This is a genomic window from Microbulbifer jejuensis, assembly GCF_047289955.1.
GTDB lineage: Bacteria > Pseudomonadota > Gammaproteobacteria > Pseudomonadales > Cellvibrionaceae > Microbulbifer.
Genome location: NZ_JBLBUB010000053.1, coordinates 1 through 8600 on the forward strand (window position 1 = coordinate 1; position 8600 = coordinate 8600).

Annotated in this window: 7 protein-coding genes, 2 rRNA genes and 2 pseudogenes; 9 read left to right on the forward strand and 2 right to left on the reverse strand. The window is 46.4% G+C overall.

Annotation, left to right across the window (positions count from 1 at the left end):
- The 3 genes from ACL7TT_RS20055 to ACL7TT_RS20065 all read left to right on the forward strand — a co-directional run.
- Positions 1-82: ribosomal RNA gene (locus ACL7TT_RS20055) — 23S ribosomal RNA — on the forward strand; the annotation flags it as partial.
- A gap of 207 nt (positions 83-289) precedes the next feature.
- A 5S ribosomal RNA gene (gene rrf, locus ACL7TT_RS20060) occupies positions 290-405 on the forward strand.
- Positions 406-753: 348 nt separating this feature from the next.
- Positions 754-1134 (forward strand): VOC family protein, encoded by a 381-nt coding sequence (locus ACL7TT_RS20065; protein WP_413397967.1) that lies wholly within the window; start codon positions 754-756, stop codon positions 1132-1134.
- 185 nt (positions 1135-1319) lie between these two features.
- On the opposite strand, the gene ACL7TT_RS20070 is transcribed toward ACL7TT_RS20065, so the two are convergent.
- Positions 1320-1703: a VOC family protein gene (locus ACL7TT_RS20070; RefSeq protein WP_413397968.1), complete on the reverse strand. Its 384-nt coding sequence runs from the start codon at positions 1701-1703 to the stop codon at positions 1320-1322.
- A gap of 573 nt (positions 1704-2276) precedes the next feature.
- On the opposite strand from ACL7TT_RS20070, the pseudogene ACL7TT_RS20075 reads away from it, so the two are divergent.
- The 4 genes and pseudogenes from ACL7TT_RS20075 to ACL7TT_RS20090 all read left to right on the forward strand — a co-directional run.
- Positions 2277-2441: pseudogene (locus tag ACL7TT_RS20075) on the forward strand (IS91 family transposase); the annotation flags it as partial.
- A gap of 474 nt (positions 2442-2915) precedes the next feature.
- On the forward strand, positions 2916-3956 hold the full coding sequence (locus tag ACL7TT_RS20080; RefSeq protein WP_413397969.1) for an AraC family transcriptional regulator: 1041 nt from the start codon (positions 2916-2918) through the stop codon (positions 3954-3956).
- 102 nt (positions 3957-4058) lie between these two features.
- On the forward strand, positions 4059-5165 hold the full coding sequence (locus ACL7TT_RS20085) for a nuclear transport factor 2 family protein (protein WP_413397970.1): 1107 nt from the start codon (positions 4059-4061) through the stop codon (positions 5163-5165).
- A gap of 247 nt (positions 5166-5412) precedes the next feature.
- A pseudogene (locus ACL7TT_RS20090) lies at positions 5413-5580 on the forward strand (IS91 family transposase); the annotation flags it as partial.
- 278 nt (positions 5581-5858) lie between these two features.
- On the opposite strand, the gene ACL7TT_RS20095 reads toward ACL7TT_RS20090, so the two are convergent.
- Positions 5859-7016 carry an acyltransferase family protein gene (locus ACL7TT_RS20095; protein WP_413397971.1) on the reverse strand — a complete coding sequence of 386 codons (1158 nt, stop codon included), beginning with the start codon at positions 7014-7016 and terminating at the stop codon, positions 5859-5861.
- A 372-nt stretch (positions 7017-7388) separates the two neighbouring features.
- On the opposite strand from ACL7TT_RS20095, the gene ACL7TT_RS20100 reads away from it, so the two are divergent.
- Both ACL7TT_RS20100 and ACL7TT_RS20105 read left to right on the forward strand, forming a co-directional pair.
- Entirely contained in the window at positions 7389-7535 is a 147-nt protein-coding gene (locus tag ACL7TT_RS20100) for a hypothetical protein (RefSeq protein WP_413397972.1), read from the forward strand.
- A 717-nt stretch (positions 7536-8252) separates the two neighbouring features.
- Positions 8253-8600: RCC1 domain-containing protein (locus ACL7TT_RS20105; protein WP_413397973.1), on the forward strand; the 348-nt coding region annotated here is incomplete at its 3' end.

Here is an 8600-nt window from a genome sequence, read left to right on the forward strand (position 1 = left end):
ACTACCACGTTGATAGGCTGGGTGTGGAAGCGCTGTGAGGCGTTGAGCTAACCAGTACTAATTGCCCGTGCGGCTTGACCATACAACAGAGATGGTTACTAACGGCTAGTGAAGCTAGTGGATTGTGGAGAGAAAGACACACAATAAGCGACTTGCGGTGTATTACTACAGAGTGTTTTACCGAATTATTTGGGGTTATCGCCGGTCAACAAACTGACCGAGGCAAACAGTGATAACGTGGCAGGCAGAGCCCAGGCTCTTAAGACCAACGCCAACCCAAGCCAGTTTGCCTGACGAACATAGAGTTGTGGAACCACCTGATTCCTTGCCGAACTCAGAAGTGAAACGCAGCATCGCCGATGGTAGTGTGGGGTCTCCCCATGTGAGAGTAGGTCATTGTCAGGCTTCTATTACAAAGCCCTGATCCTTCGCGGTCAGGGCTTTTTTATTTGTGTTGAGGCAATCATTGCTTAAATATCTTGAATAACATAATACCGTCTCAATCTGTTCGATGGTGGGTAGTTGCCAAAACTAGACTCGATCATGCACCATCGTGGGCATGGGCAGTATCTTCATCGTAGTCAATCTTTCCCGGCTGCCCAAAGCAGCCATTCTGGAAGCGCCTGATTCCGACCCATATCGGTCTGGTTACACACCGGCAGTCCTGTTTGGGGGAGATTGCAGGATATGCAGAAAGTTGTCAGTATAAGCCAATCGGTTTTTCAATCAGTTGTATAGAAAATGGAGGGGGCAATGTTTAGTCATGTTATGGTAGGCGCCAACAATATAGAGAAAGCCAAAGCATTTTATGATGCTGCTTTAGGGGCCCTCGAGCATAAGCCAGGGGTCATTGATGAAAAGGGGCGTTGTTTCTATATTACAAACTCCGGGGTGTTTATCATCACCAAACCGATCAATGGGGAACCGGCTTGCCATGCCAATGGCGGAACCATCGGATTTTCCGCGAATAACACCGGGGAAGTTGATGCTTGGCATTCGGCTGGGCTTGAAAATGGCGGTATCCGCTGTGAGGATCTACCGGGGATACGGGAGGCACCGGTAGGAAAATTGTATATCGCCTATTTACGGGACCCCGACGGGAATAAGGTCTGTGCCGTTCACAAGGTGAAATAAAAACCCTCACCGATTTTTCCCAGCTTTAGAGAGTAATCTGTATACGCAGATACTGGCGCCTGAGAACCTGCGTACTAGAGGAGCTGGATGAGGGGAAACTTTGATGTCCGGATCTTTGAACAGCTGAGGAGCTGCTCCTGGTTGACTCGACTGGAGATGGCGGGCTGGAAACCCGCTTTGTCCGATTAGGTGGGCGTTTCCTCGATCATGAGTAAATTCCCACAGCCATCTTCGAAAACATTTTGAATGCCCCATTTAGGTTTATCCAATTCAGGACGCAATTTAACTCCTGCCACTTCCATTCTTTTAAATTCAGATTTCACGTTTTTCACCTCCAATACCATTATTGGTAAGTTAGCTTCGAAAGCTGATTTTTGATAGCTCTCGGCAAAATTTCCCTGGCATGGCTCCAACAAAATAGCTGTCCCATCTGGATCATCTCGTGATGCAACTATTGCTAAGTTTGCATCTGGATCAAATTCTTTAGATATAAAACCCAGCTGTGATGTGTAAATTTCATGAGCTTCAATCGGATTCTGAACTGGTATACTCACCAATGATACTTTCAATATACTATCCTCTTTCAATCTACTTTTTATTGCCGTTGTGGTAGAGTGCCCATTACTGGGGCGCTCCTACGCGAATCCGGACGTGCGGAACTACCGCATCCGGCTCCTCAGCTATATTATTTACCGCGTAGCTAAACCCTTTCTCGAAGCTCATCATTCCACCTATCTTCGCCCTTTCACCCAATGACTGAAATACACTTCAGCCTCAGATTTTAAACGAATGCAATGCTTGCACTTTTGTTTTCATACAATATCCAGCCCCACATGTCCAGTGTATGTGTCAACTACAGACTCAATATCTATTTGTACTAAGCATTGGACGACTGGTTTGCACAAGTAGCCCCTGAAATTGATCCACCATAAGCTGCAGATTATTTGGCACAAATGGCTGGGACGTCACTCACGGAAAAGTTACATTCCATGGCGGAAATTCACGCAGTTCCTGAAACGCTTCTCCCTGATACCGGAAAGAACTCAACATCGATATGGCCAGGGCCATCAGTGAACGAACCAGTAATCATGAAGAACTGGATGCGTTAATTGTGCTCGTCCGGGATGAGTAGACCACTACACAAGTTGGTTGCCAGTATTGAGGATCTGTCAGTGATTGAACACATCCTCAAACTTCTTAGGCAGAAAGCCGTTCATACCGACACGCCTCGTCACGCCCTGCCGCCAGAGTGGGCACCGCCTCAAACCAGATTGTTCGATCCTTCGCAGACTCGTCTATTCGATTAATGGCGTAAAGCTAACCACTGCCAACTTTCACCGATGACAGCGGGACTGACATCAGACCGGTGAAGCGACTTACGCCCAGCGAACCATTCGTCAGGACTTTCCGGTAAAACCGAATAAAAAACGATCAATTTTGAATGCTCTCAACTTAAAACCTGGGGTTTGAACGGTAAACAACCTCAGGAATTTTGAGTAGAATACTTCGGATTAAGAGTAAATAGGTAGTTTATAATCCCTATACCCAGGAAATGAAAGGTACTTGTGAAGCTGTCTATCTGCTCCTTTTCTGAGCAAGCCAACAAGCTACATGGAAATTGAACAGTACATATTTCTAAATGTAAACCAGGAAACTAGAGTGTTGGCAGTTTTGGAATCAACAAACCCTATGTTTTTCATTCACAAGCTACCTGAATATTTGTAGCGACGCCAAATTGAAGTCTCACGGGCCTTGGTGTCCAGACAGTACTTACTTTTAAAATGAATCTCTCCAATCAGCTACTTTTCTTTTTCAGCGCCCTTGGGGCATTCAATGGCCTATTGCTCACGAGCTATCTGGCATTCTCCAAGCCCAGCAATATTCAAAAAAGCCTACTGGCAGCTCTGATGCTGACAATTAGTCTCAGGATTTCAAAATCCGTTTGGTTTTATTTCGATCCCACACTGGGTAAGCAATTTCTGCAGCTGGGCTTATCCGCCTGCTTCCTGATTGGTCCTCTTTTATATTTCTATATCGCCAGTTCGGTAGACCGTCTAGGGGCTTTGCGCATCAAGTGGACCTGGCACCTCGGCCTGTTGTTTGCGCTTCTGATTGGCACAGGAGTACTATATCCATACCAATCCAATGTAGAATTATGGGGTCTTTTCTACCGAATTATTAATTTTGAATGGCTGGTCTATATCCTGATGTCGGCCCACTTATTGTCACCGACAGTTAAGCAGTGGATGGACGGTAAGATTGCATTGAAATGGCGGTATGCCCTAAACCTCAATGTCTTTGCTGGCATCACAATTGTCTGGCTAGCTTATTTTACTGCCTCGTATACTTCCTACATTGTAGGCGCCCTGTCGTTTTCATTGATCCTCTACCTTTCTGTTCTGGTGTGGTTACTTTACAAGCGCGAAGCCCCTGAAAAGAAAAGCGCCTATGCTGACAAGAAAATCGACAAAGACACTGAACTGCACCTTGCTGATCGCCTGCACGAACTGATGGCTACTCAGGAACTTTACAAAAATCCTAACCTGTCATTGCCGGTTTTAGCCAGAAAAGTACAAATGTCGACTCCACAGTTATCCCAACTGCTCAACGACAACCTACAAAAGTCCTTCGCTCTATATGTCAATGAATGGAGAATCAAAGAGGCAAAACGATTGTTGCTGGAATCCCCCAAGGCTACGATGGAATCCATCGCAGAAGCTGCTGGATATAATTCTCAGTCGACCTTCTACAGCGTCTTCAAGCAATTTGAAGTCACCACTCCAGCGAAGTACCGCAAGCGACATTTACAATGTGAAGCATAAACTCCAGAATTATAATTCCGAAGTCCGAAATTATAGCAAGCAACTGTTTTGCAAGGCTTTTTCTTTTAACCTGATTTGAAAATCAGGCAACAGAGAAATACCATGAGAACCTTACTCTTTTTATCCATTCTATCCCTAAGCGTCCTTATCAAAGCCGAATCCGATGATAAACTACTCATTGAGACAACACTTCAGCATTACATCAACGGCACCTCATATAACCAGCCTGCCCAAATTAAAAAAGCATTTTCAAATAAGGCGCTGCTACTCCTGGAGAAGAAAAATCAGGAAATTTGGCAGGTTCCGGTCAGCGAGTATAGTTCCTGGTTTAACAGCAGGAGCACATTTAATGATCGAATTGGTGAAATATTGTCCATCGATATTGAAGGCGATATTGCAACTGCGAAAGCTGAAATTCTCATTCCAGCCAAATCAACCCGGTACATTGATCTCTTCTTGCTCAAAAAACTATCGAGCGGCTGGAAAATAATCAGCAAGACAGCAGCGAGTGGTCAGGCTGATAACAATGGTGAGCGTGTTTTGTTCATCGTCTCCAATGCGCATTTTCATGGTGAATCAAAACTTCCCGCGGGCGTGAGCTTCTCTGAAATCGTTAATGCCTACGATACCTTCAAAACCGCCGGCTATACCGTCGACTTCCTAAGCCCCAAAGGCGGAGCCATCCCCCTGTCATACATCAATACTTCCACGCCAATACACAAAAAATATCTCTATAGTAATGACTTTATGTTTGCTATCGGCCATACCAAGACCCCCGATGAAATCGACCCTTCCCGCTATCGCGCTGTACACTATATTGGCGGCAGCAATGCCATGTACGGCGTTCCGGACAACAAGGATATCCAGAGCATAGCCATGACGATCTACGAAAAGCATAACGGTATTATTTCCGCGGTATGTCACGGTACCGCAGGAATCGTTAATCTAAAGACAAAAGACGGACAATATCTGGTGTCAGGAAAGCGAATTTCCGGCTACCCTGAGGCCTATGAAAACCAGAGTAAAGCGTATTTCAAGGAGTTTCCGTTCCTAATTCAACAAACCATTGAAAGCCGTGGCGGAGACTTTTATTATTCAGATCGGAATACACCCCATGTAGAGGTGGATGGTCGAGTGGTAACAGGGCAGAACCACTTGTCTTCCTCGTTGGTGGCGGAAAAGATGGTGAAGATGTTGCAGGATATCTAATCAATCGCTGTACCTGAAATGCCCTTGTAGAACTGAAGATTCAGTTCTACAAGGAAAAATTCGTCAGCATAAATTGAATTTCGGCGATTTACTAACAAGACGGAAGGGAGGAATACCCTTATCTCGTGACCGTATGAGGCATGGACGCCGATTACGAGCGTACAGGGAGGTATTCACAGCGTGCCCCGAGAGCAGGGTATTCTTTGCTTCCGACCCGGTAGTACCTATCAAACATCTTCGGGCTCATCTTATCCAGACCCTGAGCTACCGTATCGCTCGCTGCCTGGAAAAGCGCGGCCTGCTTGAGCGCGATGCGGGGAATACCTGGTTGACGTTGGCAGAGGAGGAAGAGGATGTGCTGACTCAAATACAAGCACACTCAGTAATCTATCGCATCGCCACGCACTGTCGCCAGAGCGGGCACCGCATCAGGCCAGGCTATTCGATCCTTCGAAGACCCGTCCATTCGCTTGACGACGTAAAACTAACCACTACCAATTTTCGCAGCTGACAACGGACCGGTGGAGCGAATTACGCCCAGCGAACCATTCGCCAGGAATTTTTGTTTAGGCTGAACAAAAAATAATCAATTTTAACGCCCTCAACTTAAAACTCAAAGTTTGAACGATAAAAAACCTCAGGAATTTCGAGTAGAATGCTACGGATCAAGGGTAAATAGGTGATTTATAATTCCTATATTCCGTCAACTGGAGCAGCGATGGGCTTCATGCCAAACAGTAACCGCATGGAATCGAACGGCTTTATTCCCACCTGGTACACACACAAGATGAACACGATGGTTGATGTTGAGAGTGCCAGGTACTTCATCCCAACAGACCAGTCGAATCTGACAATAAAGTAGCCAAAGGCCACCAGCGTTGTCAGGTGAAGAATGAACAACGGATAAACAGCCTCGCTCAGGTAGTTCAGTAGGCCATTTGAAAATTGCAGATACTTTCCAGCGTAGCCAAGACAGGTGAGGATTGCGCACCAGACCATCGTCATTCGAAGCCCGCACCACAGCACATAGCCCACCATCGAATTCTCAAAAGTTGAAAGATCCGGCCCAGGTTCTTCAAACAGTCCGTACATGCTGAGCGTAGAGATGACTGCTAGCAGCAGGGACAACTGCCTAACCCGAATGGCATCATCGATCAGTGATACACGATTAGCAATACAGTACCCCGCCAGAAAAACGATAAACCACAAAGTAAAACTTGCCCAGTCGTGAATCAGGTCACGAAAACCGGGAAACAACCAGCGCAGAAGCACCTCAGGCACAAACAGAAAGGGTATCAACCAGTACAGACCGAGACCTGCGAAGCGTGACAAGAACCAATCCCGTCTGGATTCATCCAGATTAGCGAGCCACCTGAATGGAGCGATGGCGAGCAGGCAAAAAAGGTAAAGGTAGGCGATAAACCAGAAGTGATGCCAGCTGAGGTTGCCTTCCGGATACACACCCGTAGTAAACACGAGAGGATAGAAATCAAGGAGACTACCCTCGAACTTGCTCAGGAATACCTTCTCGATATAAACCATAGGGGGTACGACAAAAAGCAGGCCAACACCTAAGGGAATCAGTAACCGACGGCTTCGTTCTTCAACGAATGCGCGTTCATTGAGCTTCCGTCTGGCAAAGTAGACGCCAACCCCAGAGATAAAGAACAGCAGCGCAAGTCGAAACTGCGACGACACATGAATAAAATGCTCCAGCATCGTTGAAGTCTCTTCGTTCTGGATGAGCGGCTGCCCGAATGGAACGAAAAAAATGGCTGCATGAAAGTAGATCAGCACACCAAAGGCAATCACTCTCAGCCAATCGAGTTCGTACCTTCTTTTATTGATCACTTCGTATTCCACGTGACCCATGTGAGTAAGTGATTTTAAGCGATCGCTGTGAGGGATTCTTGCGGATTCCTCAGCACGTCATCCGGATTTCGAAATACGCCCGAATTCAAGGAATCTGTCAGCCCGGTTTTCCGAGTATCCCCTGTGTCAGCATAGTTGTTGCGTCCACATTTTAATCAACAGTGTATTTGGAGGCGATAATCGAGTTGCGAATGTCACGATATCATGTCAGTAGCCCAAGTCAGCCGCAAGACCAGAGTTTCCGAGCCAAGCCTGTATGATTGGCGTAGTCAATTTCGCAACCTGGGTGTAGCGGTGCCAACTGATCCAAAGAACCCAAAGAATTGAAACGGGGAGAACAAGTTATCGATAGTGATCGAGACTGCGGCTTCGAATGAAGAACAACTGGCAGAGTATTGCCGCTGCAAGGGCCTCTACGCTGAGCAGGTACACCACAGTCAGGTAGTTATGGCCCTTGCAGCGAGCTATCCCATCAACGCCTATGGTCGTAATGCCTGATTAATCTCAATGTTTTAGGCTCCAAGACACTACATATTCCACAGTTAAAAATACCTTCTTCCAGCTGGACCGGAAGTGCTTGGCTACATCTTGCCAGGACAGCATCGAAGCCCACTGCGCCAAGTACTACATGGAGGGAGTAGTAAGCTCTCGCTCGCCCTGTGCCCAAGTTACTTGCTCGATTTTGTCGCTATACCGGAGGTAGTTGACCCGCCGTATCCGGTATACAAAGAACACCGCGGGTCTTTACATGGGGATAAACTCGAAGCGCTTCACTCCCTATTTTAAAGATGGTACTTATGACTTTGAGAAGCTTATTTTCTCAGTATCTGCTCGTGGTTTCTACTCATTTCTTGCTGAAAGCTGCGCGTGTTGGGTAGAAATTGGGCGGCACGAAAGTACTAATTTTTCCTTCGATTGCTGTAGAAAGCGGATGCTCCATAATCAAAAACTGTCCGAAGTATTGAAACCTTCAGATACCAGGAAATCTCAGTATATAAAGCACTTGAGCGATTACCGGTACCGGAAATAGTCTACAGATTTTACTGACGAGGAGGATTCATAGGGGTTGTACCAGATAACCAGTTGAGTAAATTTAATTTTCAAGCATATAATTCTCTTTTTATATTATAAGGTAGGGTATTAACAGTGATAAAGATAGTTTCTAAGTGGTTGGCATTGCCCTGTTTTTTGGTGTTGTGTGCTTATAGTGGAGTTTTGAGTGCTTCCAGCACACCTGAGCCCACGCCCCCTGTAAAGAGTATTTTTTCAACAAATACTGCCTTTGCAGCCCTAAAAACCGATGGCAGTGTCGTTACCTGGGGTGAGAGTTTTAATGGAGGCTATAGCGGTACAGTGGCGGCGCAGTTGTCCGGCGATGTTAAAACTATTTTCTCGACAGATAGGTCCTTTGCGGCGCTGAAAACCGATGGCAGCTTGGTTACCTGGGGAAACCCTTATACAGGAGGTGATAGCACTAGCGTAGCGGCAGAGCTGTCCAGCGATGTTGAAGCTGTTTTCTCAACAACCTTTGCCTTTGCGGCGCTGAAAACCGATGGCAGTGTG

What these genes read in the sequence shown, in the direction of transcription:
- ACL7TT_RS20065 (WP_413397967.1), top strand. Translation starts at nt 754, where the DNA reads ATGTTTAGTCATGTTATGGTAGGCGCCAACAATATAGAGAAAGCCAAA.
- ACL7TT_RS20080 (WP_413397969.1), top strand. Translation starts at nt 2,916, where the DNA reads ATGAATCTCTCCAATCAGCTACTTTTCTTTTTCAGCGCCCTTGGGGCA.
- ACL7TT_RS20085 (WP_413397970.1), top strand. Translation starts at nt 4,059, where the DNA reads ATGAGAACCTTACTCTTTTTATCCATTCTATCCCTAAGCGTCCTTATC.